Genomic DNA, 20600 nt, shown 5'->3' on the forward strand with positions numbered 1-20600 from the left:
GTTGAATGGCTTCGGGCCACGTTGTTGGGCCTGCAAGTCATTCAAATGTTTGAACGCCTATGAAGATTTCCAAAGACCAGCTGGCCAACCTGAACCAACAGCAGCTACCAACGCTTGAAGCCGACTACAACTATCTGGGTGAAAAGCTGCAGGAATCCGGGAAGGATGCAAACCTACTTGTCCGCAAACTGACGGAATTCCAGGTGGCCATCCCCAGCTGGGCCCTGGGGGCCGGAGGCACGCGGTTTGGTCGCTTTTCGTGCCCCGGGGAACCCGCCAGCCTGGAGCAAAAAATAGATGATGTAGGGCTTCTCCACGCCCTGACCGCAACGGCAGGCGCCATTTCCCTGCACATCCCCTGGGACATTCCCCAGGATTACAAAGCGATCATGGATCGGGCGGCGTCCCACGGGCTCCTTTTTGACGCGGTGAACTCCAACACCTTCCAGGACCAACCCGGGCAGGCGCACAGCTACCGGTACGGATCCCTTTGCCACGGGAACCCGGAGGTCCGCCAGCAGGCCATCGCGCACAACATTGAGGTCATCCGGATCGGGGAAAAACTCGGCTCGGACAGCCTGACAGTCTGGCTGGCAGACGGGATCAATTTCCCGGGCCAGCACAATTTCCAGCAGGCGCTGGAGCGGACTGCGGACAGCCTGAGGCAGATTTACGCCGCCATGCCGGAGCACTGGAAACTCTTTATCGAATACAAGCCCTACGAACCGAATTTCTACAGTACGGTCATCCAGGATTGGGGCACCTCCTACATGCTGGCCGGGGACTGCGGCCCCCGGGCCTATACCCTGGTAGACCTGGGCCACCACCTGCCCAATACGAACATCGAACAGATTGTGGCCACCCTCATGTCGCGGGGCAAACTGGGCGGGTTCCACTTTAACGACAGCAAATACGGGGACGATGACCTCACGGTAGGGAGCATCAAACCCTATGCCCTGTTCCTGATCTTCAATGAGCTGGTTTACGGCATGACCCATAACCCGGACAACCCTCCGCCCGCCTGGATGATCGATGCCAGCCACAACATCAAGGACCCCCTGGAAGACCTCATCCAGTCTCTCGAAGCTATTCTGGAAGCCTATGCCAAAGCCTTGCTCATTGACCAGGCCGCTTTGCAGGAGGCCCAGCAGCAGCACGATGTGGTCCGTTGCCAGGAAATCCTCCAGAATGCCTACCGCACAGACGTACGCCCCCTGATCCGGAAATCGCGTTTGGCCGCCGGGGCTGCCATAGACCCCCTGGCTGTGTTCCGCACCCTGGAGGTCCGTAAAAACCTGACACGGGAACGGGGTAGCCAGTCCCGGGCCACCGGCCTTTAAAATACTACTATGGGGGTTCCAGTGACTGCAATATTCGACATCGGCAAAACCAACAAGAAGTTTTTCCTGTTCGATGCCGACTTTGCCGAAGTCCATCGGACCTATGCCCAACTGCCCCAAACACAGGACGAAGACCGCCACCCGACCGAGGACCTCCCTGCACTGATTGCCTGGATGCAGGAAACGCTTAAAACGGCATTGCAATCGAGCGCATTCGAGATCCGCGCCCTGAATTTTTCCAGCTATGGGGCCAGTCTGGTACACCTCGATGGGTCAGGCCAGGTCCTGACCCCCCTTTACAATTACACCAAGCCGTACCCCCCGGAACTGGAGCAAGCCTTCTACGACCAATACGGCCCTCAGGAGGCATTCTGGCAGGCCACGGGCAGCGACCGGGCCGGGATGCTGAATTCCGGGTTGCAGCTCTATTGGCTCAAGCACCGGCACCCGGAGGTGTTTGGAAGAATCCGCACCAGCCTCCACCTGCCCCAATACCTCACCTATATATTCACCGGAAAAGCTGTAAGTGAGTTTACGAGTATCGGTTGCCATACCGCACTATGGGATTATCGGGATAAAAAGTACCCTAACTGGGTGGCGGCAGAAGGGCTTGAAACCAAACTGGCACCCATAGTGCCCCACAACACCTCTTACGTGGTCGATCTTTCTGGGAAGGAGCTGCGGGTAGGTATCGGCATCCACGACAGTTCGGCAGCCTTGCTACCCTACCTGAAAAGCCTGGGCAAACCTTTTGTCCTGCTCTCGACGGGTACCTGGAGCATTGCCATGAACCCGTTTTCAGACGGACCGCTCTCTGCCCGGGACATCGAAGCGGATTGCATACGGTATATGCAACCCGACGGGAGCCCGGTCCTGGCCTCCCGCCTCTTTCTGGGCAATGAATACAAGCTGCAGGTCCGGGAATTGAATGCCCATTACGGCGCAGGACCTGAAAAGCACCGAAACATCGGGTTTAGCCCGGAGTTGTACCGAAACGTCCTCAGGGATTTCCGGCCGGCCTTCCGGTGGGTCTCCCTCCCTGCCGGATCGTGCCCGGAGAGGACCACCTTCCCGCATTCCACCTATGAAGGGGCCTACCACCAGCTGCTCTATGAGCTTTGCCTGCTGCAGGCCGGGCGGATCCGTCATGTGATAGGCGATACCGGTATCCGGCGTGTCTATGTAGATGGCGGTTTTGCCGCGAACGAGGTGTTTATGGAAATCCTCTCCCAGATGCTCAGACCGGTTAAACTCCGTACTACCGACGCTTCGTTGGGGTCTGCCCTGGGTGCTGCTGTGGCCGTTACTGGTGCCCCGCTCCACAAAGGGTTCCTCAAGGAACATTATGCGATGAAAAAACACAAACCCTTGATCCTTTCCTGATATGGCCTTTGACCCGCGATATCCGTCCATCGAAATCCTCCGGGAAAAAGCCCGCAGCCGCATGCCCGGGTTTGCTTTCGATTACCTGGATGGGGGCTGTAACGAGGACATCAACATGGAGCGGAATACCCGGGAATTACGGGAAGTACAGCTCGAACCCCGCTATATCCGACCCTTTGAAGGGGCCGATACCAGTTGCGAGTTATTCGGCCAACGCTACGACGCCCCCTTCGGGATTGCCCCCGTGGGGTTGCAGGGGCTGATGTGGCCCAATTCCCCGGAAATCCTGGCAAAGGCGGCCTTTGCCCATAATATCCCGTTTATCCTCAGTACGGTGACCACCATGGATATTGAACGGGCCGCGAAACTCACCGAAGGCCGGGCCTGGTTCCAGTTGTACAACCCAGTTGAGGAGCACGTACGCAAGGATATCATCCGGAGGGCTGCGGATGCCGGCTGCCCCGTCCTGGTGGTCCTCTGCGACGTGCCCACCTTCGGGTACCGGCCGCGGGATTTTAAAAACGGCCTGGCCCTACCACCCAAAATGTCGGTGCGGAATATCCTCCAGATTTTAGGCAAGCCCGGATGGGCACTGCAAACCCTGAGATATGGGCAGCCCACCTTCGAAACCCTGAAGCCCTACACCCCGGAAGGGTTAAATCTGAAGCAACTGGGCCTTTTTATGAACAAAACCTTTTCGGGCCTGCTGGACCCGGAGAAAATCAAACCCATTCGCGACCAGTGGAAGGGGAAACTGGTCCTGAAAGGGGTCGCCTCTGAATGGGATGCGGAGCAAGCGGTGCAGCTGGGCTTCGACGGCATTATCGTGTCCAACCACGGCGGCAGGCAACTCGATGCCGGGGAAGCCACCATCCGTCCGCTCACCCGGCTGGTCCGTTCCTACCGGGATAAACTAACTGTGATGATGGACAGCGGCCTTCGCTCCGGCCCGGATGTAGCACGCGCCATGGCCTCCGGGGCCGATTTTACCTTTATGGGACGCAGCTTTATGTATGGGGTGGGCGCCCTGGGCAACAAAGGGGGCAACCATACCATCAGCATGCTTAAAACCCAGTTCCGTCAGAATATGGAGCAACTCTGCTGCGAGCGGGTTGCCGACCTGCCCAACCACCTGATAACCGACTAAACCCAAACCCATGACGCAATTCGACATCGAAGACCAAATCGAGGAACTCGCCGGGGGCGAATTTGAGCGGGAACCCGTCCCCCAATCCCGCCTGAAAGGCTGGAAAAGTTTCCTGGGCATGTATGCCGGGGAACACGCCGCAGGAACCGAATTTGTCATCGGCCCCCTGTTCCTGACCACCGGGGTAAGCGCCTTCGACCTGATTATCGGCCTGCTCGTGGGAAACCTGCTGGCCGTATTGAGTTGGCGTTTTCTGACCGCCGAAATTGCCGTCAAACACCGGCTGACCCTCTACTACCAGCTGGAAAAAATCTGTGGCAAAAAATTAGTCATCGGCTATAACCTGGCCAACGGCATCCTGTTCTGTTTCCTGGCCGGGGCCATGATCACGGTTTCGGCTACAGCTGTGGGGGTTCCCTTCGATATGGAAATGCCCCGGCTTACCGATACCATGCCCAACGGCCCCACCTGGGTGATCATCGTTTTACTGATTGGGGCTGTAATTTCCCTGGTGGCCGCCAAGGGGTACGATACGGTTTCCAGGGCGGCCAACTGGATGTCGCCCATTATCGTGCTGGCCTTTGTCGCCTGCGGGGTTGTAGCCCTCCGGCAATTGGGCATTGATTCCTTCCGGGAATTCTGGGATATCTGGGGCGAGGGAACCGAGCCCTTCCCGGGTCAAATCAAATATACCTTCTGGCACGTAACCATCTGGTCCTGGTTTGCCAATGCCGCCATGCATATCGGGATGTCTGACCTTTCGGTGTTCCGGTTTGCCAAAAAAGCGAACAGCGGTTGGACGACCGCAGCGGGCATGTACGTTGGGCATTATATGGCCTGGATTGCCGCTGCCCTGCTCTATGCCGTATACCTGCGCACGCCGGAAGCGCAAGCCGTCCTGCATGGTGGTGATGCCCCTACCGTAGCCCCTGGTCCGCTGGCCTATAACGCTATTGGCGCATTCGGTATTCTGGCCGTGGTACTGGCCGGATGGACCACTGCCAACCCCACCATCTACCGGGCCGGACTGGCCTTCCAGGCTATTTTGCCCAAGGCCTCTACCTTCTGGGTTACGATCCTCGCGGGCGGGATAGCGACCATCGCCGGACTTTTTCCGGCCTTTGCCATGAAGCTCCTCGATTTTGTTGCCCTTTACGGGTTTATTCTGGCACCCATTGGCGCTGTTATCGCCTTCGAGCACTTTTTCGGGAAACGGGCGGGGATTATCCCGAATTACGCCGAATTCCATAACCTGGGCGTGAACCGGGCCGTATTGCTGGCCTGGGGAATCAGCGCCATTGGCGGGTACCTGGTTTCGATTTATATGGGGGTGTTCCTCTCGTTCCTGGTATTGCCAGCCTGGATCCTGAGCGGGGTACTCTTCCTGGTCTTCAGCAAGCTGGCGCACCAGCAGCCGGCTTAATCCGGCGCCACGGTAAAGGTATACGCCCCGCTGGCCAGGGTCATATGGACCCGGCCGTCCAGAAGCCCAACCCCGCTTACCCCGTTAACGCGGTTCAGGCGTTTGCCCCCCTCCCGGATGGCCCGGGGCCCGGAGGCGGCCAGGCTGAATGCGGCCGTGGTGTTCGCCGGAACGCGCACCTGATATACCAGGACTCCTTCCTGATATTCCCAACGGCTTTCGATCCGGCCGTACGGGCTGTCATAGTAGCCCTGGGCGTGCTGCCATACGCCATCCGGGTCCGGGGTCGGGTGCAGGCCAAAGTGTCGGAAGCCCGGGTGGCTGGGATCGCGCTGAATCCCTAAAACATGGTTGTACATCCAGGACGCGACAGCTCCGAAGGAATAGTGGTTAAAGGAATTCATGCTGTTGTTCCCGCCAAAACCATCCTCAAGGGTATAGGAGTTCAGGCGTTCCCAGATGGTGGTTGCCCCGTTGATCACCGGATAGAGCCAGGAGGGGTAGTCCTCCTGCCGCAAGAGCCTGTAGGCCTCGGCATGGTAGCCCGCTCCTGAAAGGGCGTGGTTCAGGGAAGCCGTCCCTATAAACCCGGTCATCAGGGAATACGGCGGGCGCATTACCCCCAGGTCGTCCCGGTTTTCCCGGGTAACGGTCGCCCTGAAGTGAGCTTCCGCCCCGGCCTGGTTCGCAGGGTCGAACAGGCCGAAATTAAGCGGGATGGCATAGGAAGCCTGGGTATCTACCAAATCCCCGGGTTTAGGGGGTTGATATCCCGAAGGTGCCGGCCCGAAAAGCCGGGGGGCTACCCCGGAGTGGATGGTTCTATGGGTTTGGGGGTCTACATAAGTCGCGTTGAAAAAGGCCTTTCGTTCGGCGTATTTGGCGGCATACGCTTGGGCCTCGGCTGTTTTGCCCAAAATGCCAGCCACCTGGGAGGCAATCCAGAGGTCGTAGGCGTGGTAGGCGGTCCACAGCAGCGTATTGTCGTTCTTGCTTCCCTCCGGGCTCAGCCAGTCTCCCAGCGGGCCTTCATCCAGGATCCCGGTTTCCGGATCCATGCGCGATTCCAGAAAGTCAAGGTAGCGAACCATGGCCGGATAATGCTTTTCCAGGATACGCGTATCCCCATATTGCTGGTAGACTTCCCAGGGCAGGATGATGCCGGCGCTACCCCATAGGGTACCACCGAATCCGCCCCCCACGGGGGCCACATCTGTAAAGCGGCCGTCCTCGCGCTGGATGTCGCGCATGGCCAGTAGGTGCCGGTCCAGGAAGGACGCCACGGAGGCCAGGTAGGTAGCCGCCTGGGAAAAGACGTTGATGTCTCCGCTCCAGCCCATCCGCTCATTGCGGGCAGGGGTATCCGTGGGGATGGAGAGGAAATTGCCGCGCAGCGACCAGGTGATGTTCTCCCAGAACCGGTTGACCAGTTCATTGGAGGTTTCAAAATGGGAATCCAGTTTTTCGATAGAGCTGATTACCAGCCCCTGGACCGCAGATGCGGGCGGGGCGCTGTCCACCCCGCTGAGTTCTACAAAACGATAGCCGTGGAAGGTGAAACGGGGGCGGATCACCTCAGGTCCACCCTTTAAAATGTAAAGGTCCTGGGTTAAGGCGGCACGGATGTTTTCCATCATCACCATCCCGGAGTTCCCTTCATATTCGGGGAGGTCCGGATACCGGACTTCCGCATAGCGCATCACCAGGGTGTCGCCGCGGACCCCATTGTCGATGCGGATCTCGGGAACCCCTACCATGTTTTGCCCCATGTCGTAGACAAATACCCCGGGGCGCACTTCCTCCCGGGTCTTTGCCTGCAGGGTGCGCACCACCGTGGGCGGGGTGCCGATCTGCCCGATCAGTTGGAGGGAATCGTAGGACAGGCCCGGGTAGGTGGTCCCTTCCAGGGGAACCTCTGTTGCCGAGGACCATCCTGAAGCGTTATACCCGGGCTCGGACCAGCCCTGGATGCCTGCCTCCAGGCGGGCATCGTAGACTTCGCCCTGAAAGTAGCTGCCGTACCGGAGCGGACCTTCGGTATAGAGCTTCCAGGTATCAGGCTCAGTAGCCACTACCTGCTCGCTTCCATCCGCATAAGTGACCACCAACAGGGCTTTAAGCGATTGCCGATCCCCGAAAAAGTTCCAGTTATTCCCGCTGTAGGTAATGTTCCCGGACCACCATCCTTCGCTCAGCCAGGCTCCCAGGGCATTGGGCTGGCCAGATTCCAAAAGGTCGGTGACGTCGTAGGTCTGGTATTGGTGGTGCTGGTTGTACTGGGTAAGGCCTGGGGTAAAATACCCCTCGCCTACCCGCTCCCCATTCAGGTGGAGTTCATATATACCTCGGGCCGTGGCATATACACGGGCCCGGGCAATGGGTTTCGATTCCAGGGTAAACCGGGTACGGAGCATGGGGGCGGCATTGCGGCTGGGGTCTGCGGTGAGAAGCATTCCGGTATCCCCACCCCGGATCAGCAGCCCGGATTCTGTGAGCTCCAGCTTCTGGGCGTGCTGCCTGGCAAACAAGCCAGAATACGTTTCTGCCGAGGCGGGATCCTCCGAAAAAAGGACATTGGAAGGTTCCCGGAAATGCCGGATCTCGTAGGGGCCAAAGGATGCGGACTGTCCGGCCCGCAGGTGGAAGCCGATGTCTGCCAGCATCGGGAAGCTGATAAAGTTGTTTCCGGACCCCACCGGGTTAACGTTGAAGCCCCGGGGGCCAAACCGGCTTTCTGAATCGCTTTTGGAAACCTCGTTGACTTCCTGTTGCCCATCCACAAAAATTTGAAAAATGCCAAATTCCGCACTGAGATAAACCCCGTGGGGGTCATAGGCATTTTCGGCATGGATGAGGGTTTCTGGTACGTCGAAACTTTTGAAGGGAACATCCGGGGAATCCCCGGGGTCGTAGCCCACACGGAAGACATGGATACGCGCAGGCTGGTTCGAATCCAAACCGGATATATCGAGTTCAAAACTCAGGTAATGCCCGTCGCGTCCGGTTTCCACCCCCTGAAGGTTTAAGTCCTTATCCATCAGTCGGGTATCATTGGCCCCAAGCAAAAAGGCAGCCCGGGTACTCTTGGATGCCTGGTCCAGTTGCAGGGTAACCCCCATGCGAAACACGGAGAGGTAGTGGGAATAGAGTTGCAGGTCTTCCTCCCCGCCGCCAATCCAACGGGCGCCTTGCCATGCCGGTCCGTCGGGGTCCCCATCCAGTAATCCCGTCTCGAACCCGGATTGCGCCTGGTGCTGCTTCCCTTCCTGGTCCCAAACGGTCACTTCCCAGGAATATGTTGTACGTGGTTTTAAGGCCTCCCCACCATATGCCACCAGGGAGGAGGTGCTGCTCCCGATTTTTCCGCTGTCCCAGACGGCAGCCGCATCCGCTTCACGGACCACAAGGCGATAAGCCGTTTGGGAATAGCCTCTACCATCCCCGTCAACCTGCATTTGCCAGCTGAACCTTGGGGTGGTCACATCCAGGCCCATAGGGTGGTCCAGGTATTCGGTCTGCAGATTTGCTATCGATACCTGTGCGCTTAGGACCCCGGCCCAAAGTAACAGGGCTGATAAGGTGACTAAAATCCGTGTATGGGAGAAATGGCGGTTGGTTTTCATGGCCTGGATCTTTGCAGAACCAAAATATACGAAAGACCGGGCTAAGCCGTTCCGGTCTGTACTGCCTGAGGGCCTTATATACCCAGTGCCGGGGGCACCCCCCTCCCCCCACCCATCCAAACTAGCGCCCCACCCTGTAACCGCCCAGCATACCGCCTGGAAATCGCACCGCCAAAGCCTATTCTGCCGCCCCCGGGACCAAAAGCTGCAGTTCACTCCTGAAATTCGACAATCCACGCCCTTTTCCTTCTATTAACCGGTTTGTGCCCCTAGATTTGTCCCATCAATCATCATCAATAAACGAACAGTCATGAAATCAATCCGATCTATTTCCCCAACCGAAAACCGCAGGTACAACTATTTTTCAGCCCTGAGCCAGAGTAAAAGGGTGCGCTGGAACGAGTACCGGCAGTATGTGTATTAACCGACCTGGGGTGCCCAAAAAGCAAAACCCCTGCCGGGAAATTCCTGGCAGGGGTTTTTATCTAACCGCATCCAAAAAAAGTGTGTTTCCTTAACCCATTAAGCCAGTGGTTCACCTTGGCTGCTATTAATAACCTTCTGGTGAGAACCACTGCGCACTGGCAGGCCTCCCTTATTCCGGAAACCGGAAATCCGAAGACCCGGTGTCCCGGGCCAATTGTGCCAGGGTCGTTTGGGACAGGGCGGCATTAAAGGCCTTTTTCCCCGGACCCAGCAGGTGGTGCACCACACATGGGTTTGTCTCGCTGCACTCGCTGATCCCCAGGATACAGGCTTCAATCCCTTCATTACCATCAATCACCCGAACCACGTCCATTAAGGAATGTTGCAGGTTGTCCGCATTCAGGTAAAACCCGCCACCCCGACCCTTGGAGGAAGACACCATCCCGTGTTTGGATAACGTCTGTAATAACTTGGCCAGGTAGCTCTCCGAAACCTTGATTTCCTGAAACATATCCCGGACCAGAATTTTATGGTCCTCCGAAGAATTCTGCGCGAGATAGATCACTGCCTTTATCGCGTATTTAGTTGATCTTGATAGCATTACATTCAAAATAACTGTTCAAAGATTAAAAGATATTTTTATCCTTTTTATGACGAATATCATGTTTTTGACTTCTATCAAAAGATAATTTTGTCCTAAAATAAATGATTTCATGAAAACAACAACAGCACTAGTATCCCTTTTCAGCATCCTGCTCCTGATGAGTTGTGGAGGAAAAGAAGAAAAACCCTCAGAAGACTTCAGCCTGAAACGCCAGAAAGCAGCCACAGAAACCCCGGCTACCACTGCTGCATCCGGCACAAAGGCTTCAGAGCGGGTAGACCTGACCAACAAAGGCGTTGGCCCGGTTACCAACGTAACCCTTCCAGAGGCCATCGATACGGACATGGCTGCCCAGGGAGAGGCCGTTTACAACCAGATGTGCCTGGCCTGCCACCGGGTAGGCAAACGCTTTATAGGCCCGGCACCCAATGGCATACTCGAGCGCAGGACACCAGAGTGGGTTATGAATATGATCCTCAACCCAGAGGGAATGGTAAAGGAGGACCCTCTTGCCAGGGACCTGCTGCTCGAGTTTAATGGCTCCCCAATGGCCAACCAGGGCTTGACTGAAGACCAGGCCCGTGCGGTACTTGAATACTTCAGAACCCTAAAATAATCACCTATGAAAACAATCGTCAACATCCGTTTCCTGCTTCCCGTTTTCTTGCTCCTGTTCCTTTGCAGCTGCCGGGACCAGGTTGCAACCGCAACTTCGGGCAATGAACCCGCATCAGCATCCAAAACCGAAGGCCAGGCCTTTATAGAAGGGGATGTGGCCAAACCCAATGTGCTACAGATCGCCATTGGCTCACAGGACCACACTACCCTGGTGGCAGCGGTACAGGCAGCAGACCTGGAGAACGCCCTGGTAAACGCCGGGCCGCTTATGGTCTTTGCCCCTACTAATGCGGCTTTCGATGCCCTGCCGACCGGCACGGTGGAGGACCTGCTGAAACCAGAGAACAAAGACGCCCTGGCCAACATCCTGAAATACCATGTAACCCCCGGGAATTATTCGAAAGAATTCCTCAAGAAGTTCCCGAAGCTCGGACAGGCCAACAACCAGTATGTAACGGTTACCGTGGAGGGCGATGACGTATTTGTGGGCGGTGCCAAAATCCTTGCCAGCGTTCCCGCGGGCAACGGGATTGTACACATCATCGACAAGGTCATGTTACCCCCTTCTGAATAAAACAACTTCAAAAACTTAATAATCCAGACTTATGAAATCTAAATTCTTTTATCTCCTGACCACTCTGGGGATATTCCTAACCCTTTACTCCTGCGGGAATTCCCAGCAGAACAACGGCGCGCTTTCTTCCAATGCGGCGGATCGCGTGTACGTGGCACCCGGGGAGCATGACGATTATTACGCCTTCATTTCCGGGGGCTTCAGCGGTCAGCTCTCTGTTTACGGACTGCCGTCCGGACGGCTTTTTAAAGTGATTCCGGTATTTTCCCAGGATGCCGAAAAAGCCTATGGCTACAACGAGGAAACCAAACCCATGCTCAATACTTCCCACGGTTTTATCCCCTGGGACGACTCCCACCACCCGGATATTTCCCAAACCAACGGGGAACTGGACGGGCGCTGGGTCTTTATCAATGGGAACAACACCCCCAGGATCGCCAAGATTGACCTGAGCGTCTTCGAGACCACAGAGATTATCGAAATCCCGAACAGTGCCGGGAACCACAGTTCGGCATTCGTGACGGAAAACACCGAATACGTGGTGGCCGGGACCCGGTTTTCAGTACCGGTGCCCCAGCGGGATATGCCCATCAGCGAATACAAAGGCAACTTTAAAGGTGCCCTTACCTTTATCAGCGTGGAGCCGGAACACGGCCACATGGACATCGCATTCCAGCTCATGATGCCGGGCTTCGACTACGACCTGTCCCACCCGGGCAGGGGCAAAAGCCATGGTTGGTTCTTCTTCTCTACCTATAATTCGGAGGAAGCCAGCACGCTTATGGAGGTAAACGCTTCCCAAAACGATAAGGATTTTATCGCGGCAGTGAACTGGAAGGCAATTGAGGAATACGTCAAAAACGGAGGAGGCACCATGATGCCGGCCAACTACGCCCATAACGTTTACGACGAGGGGACCCATATGGCTACCTCGACCATGAAAAAGGAGGTGCGCGTGGTTAATCCGTCCGAAGTACCGGGTGCCGTATTTCTGCTGCCAACACCCAAATCCCCCCACGGATGCGACGTGGACCCGAGTGGGGAATACATTGTTGGAGCCGGGAAATTATCGGCAGACCTCACCGTCCATTCCTTTACTAAAATGCTAGATGCCATCGAGAATGAGAAATACGAGGGGGAAGCCTACGGTATTCCTATTCTCAGTTTCGAAGACGTGCGCGCCGGCACTGTAAGCCAGCCCGGCTTAGGCCCGCTCCACACCGAATTTGACGGTCAGGGGAATGCCTATACCACTTTCTTTATCTCCTCCGAGGTGGTGAAATGGAAACTCGGAACCTGGGAAGTCCTGGACCGCCAGCCCTGCTACTATTCCGTAGGGCACCTGATGATCCCGGGTGGCAACTCCCGCAAACCTTTCGGACAGTATGTGGTGGCCATGAACAAGATCACCAAGGACCGCTACCTGCCCACAGGGCCGGAAGTGACCCAGTCCGCACAACTCTACGACATCAGCGGGGATAAGATGGAACTCCTGCTGGACTTCCCAACCGTTGGGGAGCCACACTATGCCGCCGGAATTGCCGCGGATATTGTGAAGCAACGATCAAAGAAAATCTTCGAGTTGCAAAACAACAACCACCCCTATGGCATTAAATCCGATGCCGATGTACGGGTGGAACGCGATGGCAAAGATGTGCACGTCTATATGTCCATGATCCGGAGCCACTTTAACCCGGACAACATTGAAGGCATTCGGGTGGGCGACCGCGTCTATTTCCACGTAACCAACCTGGAACAAGACTACGACGTACCCCATGGCATCTCCATGATCGGAGCCAATACCTCCGAACTGCTAATAATGCCCGGGCAAACCGAAACCTTTGTCTGGGAACCCAAACAACCCGGGGTATGGCCGTTTTACTGTACGGATTTCTGCTCTGCCCTCCACCAGGAAATGCAGGGCTACGTCCGGGTCTCCCCGGCCGATAATTCCCCCGACCTGCGGTGGTCCCTGGGGGAATAACCCAAGGCGGACTACTGCTCAGAAAGGGGGCCGGGTGCCCGGCCCCCTTTTTCTTTAACCCAACACTATCGCTATGAAACGCTCGCGAATCTTAATGCTGCTCGCTGCCCTGCTTCCGTTGCTGCTCTTTGTTTTCCCCTTGTGGAAAATAACCCTGGAAGCGCCTCAGTATCCCACTCCGCTGGGGATGTACATCCACATAAACGATTTTACGGATGCCAACCCTCACGATATCAAAAACATCAACCTGATGAACCACTATGTGGGCATGAAATACATCCCGGATGCCATCCCGGAATTCAAGATTTTCCCCATAGGCATTGCCATTACCACATTCATTGGGCTTCTGGTATTCTGGAAGGGAAACCACCGCTGGTACTTGTACTGGTTCCTGCTTATGGTGGCGGTCAGTACGGCCGGGCTTATAGACTTCTATATCTGGGAGTATCAGTACGGACATGACCTGGACCCGAAAGCCATCATGAAATTTACCAATCCGGATGGCTCGGTAATGGGGTTTCAACCGCCCTTTTTCGGATCTAAAGACATCCTGAACTTCCGGGCGCACTCCTACCCCCAATTAGGGGCATACAGCCTGGGGCTGGGGATAGCCCTTGCCCTGGTCGCCTACTGGCTCGGGAAAAAGGAAACAACTTCCAAAAAACTATTCTCATGAAAAAGGCAGTACTCCTGACCATGGCACTTATTGCGTTGGGGTGCCAGGTTAAACCCAAACCCATTGCCTACGGAACAGAAACCTGCGCCTTCTGCCGGATGACCATTGTAGACCGGCAGCACGCTGCCCAATTGGTTACCGCCAAAGGGCGGTCCAGCAGTTTTGATGCCATAGAATGCATGGTACACCAGCTGATGGAAATGGAACAAACCGAAATGGCCTACATCCTGGTCAGCGACTATACCGCACCCGGCGAACTCATACCAGCATCTGAGGCTGTCTTTCTGGTAAGCCCGGGTATCCCAAGCCCCATGGGGGCTAATCTCAGTGCCTTCAGCACCCATACGGATGCCTCCGAAACCCTCGAGGCAAAAGGCGGAAGCCTCTACGACTGGGAGGGTATCCAAGTAAACCTAAAATCGAAACCATGACGATAAGGGACGATATCCGCATGCAGCCCTTCCAGGGGTTTATCAACCGTAAGATTGCGCGGAAACAGCAATGGGAACTGCTGAGTATGTCTTTGGAAACCGGTGCGGTTTTTCCTGAGCACCACTCTCCGGTAAAGGCGTGGCTTGTCGTTATTCAGGGGGCCTTGGATTTCCACATGGAAGGAAAGGTCTATGCCCTGGAAACCCAAGATTTTATAGAAATCCCTGCGCGCATTGCACATTGTGTAACCGCCCGTGAAAATTCCAAATTCCTGGTTATCCGATGAAGGCAGTTTGGCTTTTGATCCTGTTTTGGGTTTTACCCGTCCCGGCGCTTGCCAGTACTCCCGGACAGATCGAGGTATGCGCCAATTGCCCCGTTACCGAAGTCGGAGATGCCCTGAAGCAGGCACGCCCTTTCGATACAGTGGTGGTACGCCAGGGGGTTTACAGGGAATACGACCTGGTTATAGACAAACCTCTTGTCCTTATGGGTGATGCCGGGGCCGTAATTGACGGGGAGCGCAAGGGGGAAATCCTCAGGGTGGTTTCCGACAGCGTAAGTGTTCTGGGGCTCAGCCTTCGCAATGTGGGTAAAAGCTATACGGCAGACTATGCCGCCCTCAGGGTAGTCAAAAGCAAGTATTTCCACCTGGAGGGCCTGTTAATGGAACAACTCTTTTTTGGGATTTACCTGGAAAAATCCAGCCATGGGGTCGTATGCGACAATATTATTTCCGGCGATGCCGAGGAAGAGTTTAACTCCGGAAACGGCATCCAGCTCTGGTACTGCCGGGATATTCAGGTAAGCGGCAATAGGGTAAGCCGGGTACGCGATGGTATTTACCTGGAATTCTCCGACCGCATCCGGATTGCGAACAATATCAGTTCGGATAATGTGCGCTACGGGCTGCACTTTATGTTCTCCAACAACGACAGCTATACCGACAACATTTTTGAAGCCAATGGCGCAGGAGTGGCCGTTATGTTCTCCAAAGAAATCGAGATGAAGCGAAATACCTTTCGCAGGAATTGGGGAACCGCCAGTTTTGGCTTGCTATTAAAAGAGATCAACGATGCGGTGATATCCCAGAACCGCTTCGAGGCCAACACCGTGGGAATCAGCATTGAAGGATCTAACCGGATTGCATATCTCGGCAATACGTTTCAGGGAAACGGATGGGCCCTGAAAGTAAGGGGCGCCTGCTACACCAATACCTTCAGCAACAACAATTTCCTGCACAATTCCTTCGATATATCCTACAACAGCAAGGTAAACGACAACCTGTTCGAAAAAAATTACTGGAGCACGTACTCCGGGTACGACCTGGACCGGGATGGTTTTGGAGACGTACCCCACCGGCCAGTAAAGCTCTTTTCCTATATCGTTAACCGGACCCCGGAGACCATTGTCCTGCTGCGGAGTTTGTTTATGGACCTGATCGATTACTCCGAACGCGTATCCCCGGTATTTACCCCGGACAACCTGATGGACCCTAGTCCCTTAATGCACCCCAGCTCATGATACACATTGAAAACCTACATAAAAAATTCGGGCGGAACCCGGTATTGGAAGGGGTGGAACTGTCCATTGCTGGATCCGGCATCCACGCTATCCTCGGCCCCAACGGCTCGGGGAAGACAACCCTGATAAAAAGTATCCTGGGTATGGTGTGCCCGGACCGGGGCAGCATCCACCTGGACGGAACACCTATAAGAGGCGAATGGGCCTATCGCAACCGGATGGGTTACCTCCCGCAGATAGCCGAATTCCCATCCAACCTCGCGGTAGCCGAACTCTTCCGGATGATTGCAGACCTGCGCCAGCAAGAGGGGCAGGCCTGGCCTTTGATAGAGCGCTTCGGGCTCCAGCCCTTTATGGATAAAAAACTGGGCACCCTCTCAGGGGGGACCCGCCAGAAAGTAAACCTGGTACTCACCTTTATGTTCGATGCTCCCTTATATATTCTGGACGAGCCCACCTCCGGCCTGGATCCGAGAGCCATGATAGCGCTAAAGACCCTGATTCGGGAACGAAAAAGCTCCGGGGCGCTTTTCCTGATTACCACCCATATCATGCCCCTGGTGGAAGAACTGGCCGATAATGTCATATACCTGCTGGAAGGGCGTGTTTATTTTGAAGGGAGCCTGGAACAACTCTACCACCACACCGGGGAAAACCATGTTGAACCGGCCATCGCGGCCATTGCAGAACAAACCCATGTTTAAAATCCTGAAATACAGCTTTTACGACTTACTGAGAAGCAGGTGGAGCTACGTATACCTGGGCTTCTACCTCCTGTTGGGCTTTGTCCTGCTGTTTCTGAACCAGGACCTGTCCAAGGCGGTAATCACCCTTATGAATGTGATCATTGTACTGGTCCCCCTGATAGCGACCATCTTAGGGGTGATGTATTTTTACAACTCCCGGGAATTCACTACCCTGCTATTGGCCCAGCCTTTGCGGCGCTCCCGGATCTTCCTGGGGCAGTATCTGGGCGTGGCGGGGTCGCTCTCCCTTAGTTTGGTTCTGGGGCTTGGCCTGCCCTTTGCGCTTTACGGCCTTTTCCGCAGCGGGGCCATTTGGGACTTTTCCCTCCTGTTGCTAACAGGTGTTTTCCTGAACCTGATTTTTACGGCTCTGGCCTTCCTGGTGGCCCTGGCCAATGACAACCGCATTAAAGGATTCGGGTATGCCGTGCTGCTCTGGCTCTTCCTTGCCGTTATTTACGACGGCCTCTTCTTACTATCCCTGATCCTGCTGGAGGAGTACCCCCTCGACACCTTTGCCCTGGGTGCGAGCCTGTTGAACCCCATAGACCTTTCCCGGACCTTAATCCTTCTGAAACTGGATATTTCGGCCCTGCTTGGATATACCGGGGCGGTATTCAAATCGTTCTTCGGAACCTCCCTGGGGTTGGTGATTTCGCTCGGGGTTCTCCTGCTGTGGACGGTACTTCCTACCGGACTGATGCTTCGCAAAGCGCGGTCCAAGGATTTTTGATGGGTTATTAAGGGCAATCTTGAATACGCAATTCCTTGTTCTATTTCGGAACAGGTTTGATCAACCGGATCCTGGGGGCACCCCCCTCCCCCCACCCATCCAAACTAGCACCCCACCCTGCAACCGCCCAGCATACGGCCTGGAAATCGCACCGCCAAAGCCCATTCTCCCGCCCCCGGGACCAAAGTTCGCAGTTCACTCCAGGTTTTCGACAATCCACGCCCTTTTCCTTCTATTACCCGGTTTGTGCCCCTAGATTTGTCCCATCATTCATCATCAAAAAACGAACAGTCATGAAATCAATCCGATCTATTTCCCCGACCGAAAACCGCAGGTACAACTATTTTTCAGCCCTGAGTCAGAGCAAAAGGGTGCGCTGGAGCGAGTACCGGCAGTATGTGTACTAATCCATTTGGGTGCCCAAAAAACAAAACCCCTGCCGGGAAATTCCGGGCAGGGGTTTTTTATCTGGTGTGGCCTTCCGGGTTAGCCCAGGGCAGCCCGGGCTTCGCGGTCAGGGTCTTCTGCCGCCTGGCAAAGGTCGTCCAGAATCATGACCTCCCCCTTTTCCACGCTGTATTCGGGCCAGGCGGGAAGGGCCGGGGTATTCGGGTTCCCCGTACGCATAAACTGCAGGAGGGCGTCCGACATTTTCTCGGCTAACGCCCTGGGCCTGCCCCCTCCACCGGTATGGGTCAGCATCAGGTCGGTGTTATAAAACCAGAAGCATATATCCAGGCAGTGAAAGGACCGCATCCGGCCGTTAAACATGTCCGGTTCCCACCCGAACCAGGCCGCATAAACCGGGGCGCTTTGGTTCTTTTTTGCATTGGCGGTGCGCACAACCGCCTGCCGGTTACTGGCAATCAGGCACATAATTTCTATTGGGGTAGCCTGTGGAAACGCGGCGGCATAGGCGTCGTATACGTCCGCGGCATTGTCGCCCAGGCCGGCGCGGAACCCGATGCGCTCCTTAAGTTGTGCCTTGGCCTCCGCTTCCGAGATCTTTTCCATGTCCGGGTCGGTCCGCGACATGGCCCATTCGTGGAAGGTGCTGCAGATGAGCATGGGCACCTGGTCGGATACCCCTCCCTTTTCGTTGAAAAACGTCCCTTTGAGGATATGGACCCCATCGGCAACCGGGCGGAACCCGCCCCTGCGGCCGCCGCCGGCAACCCCATCTTCGTTTAATTTCTCCTGGGCCCTGCCGGCCAGCAGGAGATAGTCCTTCCAGGGCATCTGCTGCAACTGGTCGATTTCGTCCGGTTCCAGGCCGGCCTCCCTTAAGATGTATTCACCCAGTTTTTGCGCGTAGTCCTGATCGAGGGCCTCGGTAGAGGAGCCGCTTAAGGGCACCACCTTGTGGATCAGGCCTGCCGCCGCGGGCATGGCGGCCAGGGTACAGACCTTTGCGCCCCCGCCGCTTTGCCCCATGATGGTCACATTATCCGGGTCGCCCCCGAAGTTGGCGATATTGGCCTTTACCCATTCCAGGGCGGCCACCATATCAAGGGCCCCCACGTTGCCGCTGTCTTTATACTTGTCCCCGCCCACGCCGGAGAGGTCGGAGAACCCGATGGGCCCGAGGCGGTGGTTGATGGAAACAAAGACTACATCCCCCTTGCGGCTCAGGTTTTCGCCCATATAGCCGTCCTGTTCAATGGCGTTCCCATTGCGAAACCCACCCCCGTGGTACCAGACCAGAACAGGCCGTTTGCCCCCATCTGCAAGCGCGGGGGTCCAGACATTGAGTTTGAGGCAGTCCTCACTCACGTCGTCGTAATTCCAATGGTCTGCGTAGGAATACACCGGGTTGGCATAACGGTTATCCATAATCTGGGGGGCGGAGTTCCCCCACCACAGGGCAGGGCGGACCCCCTCCCAGGCTTCCGGTTTACGCGGGGGCATAAAGCGGTTTTTGCCTCCGGTATCGGCTCCATAGGGAATCCCCCGGAATTGGAAGATATCGCGGAGGATAAAGCCCTGGACCCGGCCATATTGGGTATCTGCAATGGCAATCTCGTCCCCGATAAACAGGACCTGCCCATCTGTTTCAGGTGCCGTTTCCGAAGTGGCGCATCCGGAAACCCCCATGGCGGAAATAAAACCCATGCCGGCCGCTCCGGCCCCCATGGTCTGGATAAAATTTCTTCTGTTTGTTTTCATGGTCATAGTAGTTGTGATTGATATCCCAAGACAAAGGAAGTCAGAGGGTAAGATACAAATTCAACTTTATAAATGTATCCTCTACACTATAAAAACAGCACGTTCCGTCCTGCCCTATCATCCTGCCGAAATTCCTATCTTTTGGCCAAAATTCACGCCAGTTTAAGGCAACGCCCTGGAAACCTATGAAAACAACTGCCCCGGAAATCCTGTTACCCCACCGCGCTACCCTGGGCGAAGGCCCGGTCTGGGATGTCTACCACCGAAGCTTTTTGTGGGTAGATATTATGGGGAAGGCCCTCCACGAATACATCCCCCACCTGGGGCAACACCAGGTCAGGGACTTGCCCCAAATGCCGGGGGCGGCAGCCCTGCTCCCAAATGGGGATTTCCTGCTTGCCCTGCAAAACGGGCTTGCCTTTATGGACCGGCAAACAGGAGCCCTGGAGCCCCTTGCAGATCCGGAGGCGGGGAAGCCCAACAACCGGTTCAACGACGGGAAATGCGACCCCCAGGGGCGGTTCTGGGCGGGCACCATGTCCCTGGATGAAACCCCGGAGGCAGGCAGCCTCTATCGGCTGGATACGGACCGGTCCCTCCACCATATGGTGGGAGGGGTCTCCATTTCCAATGGCCTGGCGTGGAATGAGGCCGCAGACACCCTGTACTACATAGACACCCCGCTTTGCGCGGTTACGGCCTTCGATTACAACCCCGGGACCGGGGAAATCACCAACCGGAGGGAGGCCTTTGCCATCGACCCGGGCGAAGGGTATCCGGACGGGATGTGCATAGACCGGGAGGGCATGCTATGGATCGCCCATTGGGGCGGATGGCAGGTGGCCCGGTGGAACCCCCATACCGGGAAAAAACTGGCGGAGATCCGCCTTCCAGCAGCCCATATCACCTCCTGTTGCTTTGGGGGGGAAACCCTGTCTGACCTTTACATTACCTCGGCCCGGGCAGGGCTTTCGGATTCTGAATTGATGGACCAGCCGGAAGCGGGGGCCGTCTTTGTGGTGCGAAATTGTGCCCCCGGGGGATGGGCCCCGGACCGGTTTGGCGAATCGCCCGGCCAGTAGGAAAAAGACCTGCCAAGGGTTACACATAACGCCATAAGGGCTTTTTCCGCAAAGGGTAACCAGGTGTATCAGTCACCAAAACACTTTCATACCCTTAAAACCATCTTTATTTTACCCGT

The 20600-nt window shown here is 55.9% G+C and carries 17 protein-coding genes; 14 read left to right on the top strand and 3 right to left on the bottom strand.

Annotation, left to right across the window (positions count from 1 at the left end):
* The first annotated feature begins 59 nt into the window (after positions 1-59).
* Genes CA832_RS12925 through CA832_RS12940 form a run of 4 tightly spaced genes read left to right on the top strand, consistent with a single transcriptional unit; the run spans position 60 to position 5293 of the window.
* On the top strand, positions 60-1340 hold the full coding sequence (locus tag CA832_RS12925; RefSeq protein ID WP_088342063.1) for a TIM barrel protein: 1281 nt from the start codon (positions 60-62) through the stop codon (positions 1338-1340).
* 9 nt (positions 1341-1349) lie between these two features.
* Positions 1350-2723: an FGGY-family carbohydrate kinase gene (locus CA832_RS12930; protein WP_088342065.1), complete on the top strand. Its 1374-nt coding sequence runs from the start codon at positions 1350-1352 to the stop codon at positions 2721-2723.
* Position 2724: 1 nt separating this feature from the next.
* On the top strand, positions 2725-3870 hold the full coding sequence (locus CA832_RS12935) for an alpha-hydroxy acid oxidase (RefSeq protein ID WP_088342066.1): 1146 nt from the start codon (positions 2725-2727) through the stop codon (positions 3868-3870).
* 10 nt (positions 3871-3880) lie between these two features.
* Entirely contained in the window at positions 3881-5293 is a 1413-nt protein-coding gene (locus tag CA832_RS12940) for a purine-cytosine permease family protein (protein ID WP_088342067.1), read from the top strand.
* Here the strand turns inward: CA832_RS12940 and CA832_RS12945 are convergent.
* Both CA832_RS12945 and CA832_RS12950 read right to left on the bottom strand, forming a co-directional pair.
* Positions 5290-8916, bottom strand: coding sequence for an alpha-L-rhamnosidase (locus CA832_RS12945; protein ID WP_088342068.1), 3627 nt, complete (start codon positions 8914-8916; stop codon positions 5290-5292). The two genes, CA832_RS12940 and CA832_RS12945, sit on opposite strands and share 4 nt — an antisense overlap.
* 595 nt (positions 8917-9511) lie before the next feature.
* Positions 9512-9943: an RrF2 family transcriptional regulator gene (locus CA832_RS12950; protein ID WP_088342069.1), complete on the bottom strand. Its 432-nt coding sequence runs from the start codon at positions 9941-9943 to the stop codon at positions 9512-9514.
* A 112-nt stretch (positions 9944-10055) separates the two neighbouring features.
* Between CA832_RS12950 and CA832_RS12955 the strand changes: the two genes are divergently transcribed.
* From CA832_RS12955 to CA832_RS12995, 9 genes are all read left to right on the top strand, one after another.
* Entirely contained in the window at positions 10056-10562 is a 507-nt protein-coding gene (locus CA832_RS12955) for a c-type cytochrome (protein ID WP_088342070.1), read from the top strand.
* A 6-nt stretch (positions 10563-10568) separates the two neighbouring features.
* Complete coding sequence (locus CA832_RS12960; protein WP_088342071.1) at positions 10569-11138, top strand: fasciclin domain-containing protein; 570 nt, start codon at positions 10569-10571, stop codon at positions 11136-11138.
* A 31-nt stretch (positions 11139-11169) separates the two neighbouring features.
* Positions 11170-13122 (top strand): Sec-dependent nitrous-oxide reductase, encoded by a 1953-nt coding sequence (gene nosZ, locus CA832_RS12965; RefSeq protein ID WP_088342072.1) that lies wholly within the window; start codon positions 11170-11172, stop codon positions 13120-13122.
* A 73-nt stretch (positions 13123-13195) separates the two neighbouring features.
* Positions 13196-13798: a hypothetical protein gene (locus tag CA832_RS12970; RefSeq protein ID WP_088342073.1), complete on the top strand. Its 603-nt coding sequence runs from the start codon at positions 13196-13198 to the stop codon at positions 13796-13798.
* Positions 13795-14229 (top strand): nitrous oxide reductase accessory protein NosL, encoded by a 435-nt coding sequence (locus CA832_RS12975; protein WP_088342074.1) that lies wholly within the window; start codon positions 13795-13797, stop codon positions 14227-14229. The genes CA832_RS12970 and CA832_RS12975 overlap by 4 nt, the downstream gene beginning before the upstream one ends.
* Entirely contained in the window at positions 14226-14516 is a 291-nt protein-coding gene (locus CA832_RS12980) for a cupin domain-containing protein (RefSeq protein WP_088342075.1), read from the top strand. The genes CA832_RS12975 and CA832_RS12980 overlap by 4 nt, the downstream gene beginning before the upstream one ends.
* Positions 14513-15754, top strand: a complete 1242-nt coding sequence (locus CA832_RS12985) for a nitrous oxide reductase family maturation protein NosD (protein WP_088342076.1) — start codon at positions 14513-14515, stop codon at positions 15752-15754. Before CA832_RS12980 ends, CA832_RS12985 begins: the two co-directional genes overlap by 4 nt.
* Positions 15751-16458, top strand: a complete 708-nt coding sequence (locus tag CA832_RS12990; protein ID WP_088342077.1) for an ABC transporter ATP-binding protein — start codon at positions 15751-15753, stop codon at positions 16456-16458. Before CA832_RS12985 ends, CA832_RS12990 begins: the two co-directional genes overlap by 4 nt.
* Complete coding sequence (locus CA832_RS12995) at positions 16451-17233, top strand: ABC transporter permease (protein WP_088342078.1); 783 nt, start codon at positions 16451-16453, stop codon at positions 17231-17233. The genes CA832_RS12990 and CA832_RS12995 overlap by 8 nt, the downstream gene beginning before the upstream one ends.
* A gap of 486 nt (positions 17234-17719) precedes the next feature.
* Here CA832_RS12995 and CA832_RS13000 read toward each other — a convergent pair whose 3' ends face one another.
* Entirely contained in the window at positions 17720-19405 is a 1686-nt protein-coding gene (locus CA832_RS13000) for a carboxylesterase/lipase family protein (RefSeq protein WP_394335754.1), read from the bottom strand.
* Between the two features lie 179 nt (positions 19406-19584).
* On the opposite strand from CA832_RS13000, the gene CA832_RS13005 reads away from it, so the two are divergent.
* Entirely contained in the window at positions 19585-20481 is an 897-nt protein-coding gene (locus CA832_RS13005) for an SMP-30/gluconolactonase/LRE family protein (RefSeq protein ID WP_088342079.1), read from the top strand.
* Positions 20482-20600: the final 119 nt, after the last annotated feature.

Source organism: Robiginitalea sediminis (assembly GCF_002198115.1).
GTDB classification, from domain to species: domain Bacteria; phylum Bacteroidota; class Bacteroidia; order Flavobacteriales; family Flavobacteriaceae; genus Robiginitalea; species Robiginitalea sediminis.